General features: G+C 41.6%; 2 protein-coding genes. Both read right to left on the reverse strand.

The features are described from left to right. Positions 1–619: 619 nt before the first annotated feature. Complete coding sequence (locus tag ACED25_RS23260) at positions 620–1,483, reverse strand: DUF6602 domain-containing protein (protein ID WP_371696247.1); 864 nt, start codon at positions 1,481–1,483, stop codon at positions 620–622. Between the two features lie 306 nt (positions 1,484–1,789). Beyond that, the coding region (locus ACED25_RS23265; protein ID WP_371696248.1) for a transposase at positions 1,790–2,294 on the reverse strand (505 nt) is incomplete at its 5' end.

A 2,294-nucleotide genomic window follows, 5' to 3' on the forward strand; every position in this document is an offset into this window, starting at 1 on the left:
TAAGCTAACCCACGATATTGGAGGCTAGCACCTTTCGTGGGGGTCATTATGTCTAGTTTGCAAAGGGCAGAAAAGCATTTTTGGTCTAAAAGCTAGCTCGTTTTTTTTGCTAAGCACCTGTTAGTTCTCCATTCATTATCATCGTGTTTTTCATCATGCGTAGTGAGTTTTCGGTTAAGTGATTTCCGTGTTATTCAGTTCTTATGCGTTAGTAAGGTTCTTTTTCACCAGTTCTTTGCCGCGGCTTCTTTGGTGTCTTTAGTGATTCACATCCTTCAAGGCTTGGCGTGTTTGGCTGTCAGCATCTTCGAAAGTCTTCTTTGCCAAGTTCGTTTGGTGATTGGGTTTGAGTTTTGAACTATTCATTTTACTTATGAGTTTAAAGCCAGTAGTTTGTAACCAATTCAGCACCTTGGCGCTAAACCTTTGGCTTTATCGCGGTGGCAAACTAACAAGGCGCTAAAGACGGACTAACAAACGCTTGGCATTTTCAGCTTGGTTTAGTTGTGTGTTTAAGGTGTTTAAATTGGGCGAGGTGGTAGGTTTGTTAGCCACTTAGCTAATCGTTATGATAATAATGGGCAGATGGGAAGGCTGCCCAATGAATCTAGCTATAAGGTTAACTTCTGCAGTCTTCAGATTTAATGTCTTCGAACTCCTCTTCATCAAGAGAAGTAATATCATCCGCAAGGTAAAGTAATGGATTTAGTTCTAGAAGCGTCGCAGACGTACAGTGTTCAAAAATTGAAGTCAGAAGTATCCCGAAGTTTACGTTTATAGTTTGATTTTGTTCAGGACAACTCACTTGTTCATGTTCAACAAAATCGGTTTGGGGATAACAGTATGAATTGACATTATCTTTTTTGTAACATGCGTGCCCTCCTTTCATACCAACAATAAAGTTGTGCTGATGACGATGAAGAATGTTTTGGTTATATTTAAAGCCACCTTCAGGCATGTCAGGAATACTTTTAGCTAGCACAAATGTAAATATTTGATCTAGCTCTCTGTGGGTTGGGCAAAAATGCCTATTATCGAAACTTCTATATGTGACTGGGTTAGGTATTGACTCTTTTAGCTTCTTAGTTTTTGCCAGCTTATTAAGGACTTTTGTCATATTTGAAGCACAAGAAATGTCAGATTTTATTTCACCAACTGCTATAACGCATTCAATAGGAAAGAACTTCTGATGTGCGGCGCTAACTAAGTTTGGGCAAGAGTTAGGGTCATATACAATTAGGTCACATTGGCTACTCACTTCTCCTTGACTTGTAATGATAAAACCCTCATCAACTTTCATCGTTTGAGGTATGAAAAGAGATATCAGTTCTCTCGCGGCTTTTTCACGGAACTCGCCATATTCACCAGGGTGTAGCAACTTTTTTTTGTTCTCGTCCCAAAATACTTTATGTGAGGTGTTGTAGGCTTGAAATAGGTTATCTAGTTTATCTTTAGCTATAGATTGAAGTATCTTACTTGCCATCTTCCAATGTTCTCGAGTTATGTAAGGTATTGAAAATGAATATTATCATAACTAATAAGGATTAAGGTGTTGCGTAGCCAACACTAAATCCCAAGTGTTGAACAAGCCCGAAGCCACTTTATTAAGTAAATTGTACGATTGAACTTGAAGGGCACATCGCTTTGAGGCTTTTCTCAAGGCGAGCGAGGTCAAGATAAGGTTGCGATAGCAATCTTATCAACCAGTTAGCTGTTTTTCGTTTCTTTCGTCGTCACATCTCCTTTGATTTCGTCAATGCCATTCTCCTTATTGTCAAATGCCTTTCGGCTACATGGGTCGGCTTACTCGAACGCACGCCATCTCATGTGCACAGCAAGGGCATACTCGTATCGCTTTGCTCCTTACCGGTGCTGGCACTGGCGGCATCCTATAGACCAAGTTCAACAGCAACAGCTGAATACGAACTCTTAAGGCTTGTGCTTGACCACGTAAAAATCCGTAGTCTCGAACTCGTTGTAGCCCTTTGGGGAGCGCGTGCTGCAAAATGAGCAGCAAGAACTTAAGGATGGGCAAAGTGCGCGTTCGCCATGCATTGGTCTGGCTCTCTTTATAGCGAAACGTGACCGTATCATCGGTGATATGGATGATGTCTTCATCAGGCAACACGCCACGATAGAGATAGCGAGCTAAATAACTCAGTGCAGCCTGACCATAACCAACCTGCCTACAATCGACCACCCATTGCTTGGGTATGCCACTCGGCAGCCACAACGTTGTATGCTGATTAATGGCCTCTAGCATTCTTGCTCGCCATACTTTGGCCAAAGCAAAC

This window comes from Vibrio sp. 1F263 (genome assembly GCF_041439035.1).
Lineage (GTDB): Bacteria > Pseudomonadota > Gammaproteobacteria > Enterobacterales > Vibrionaceae > Vibrio > Vibrio tasmaniensis_A.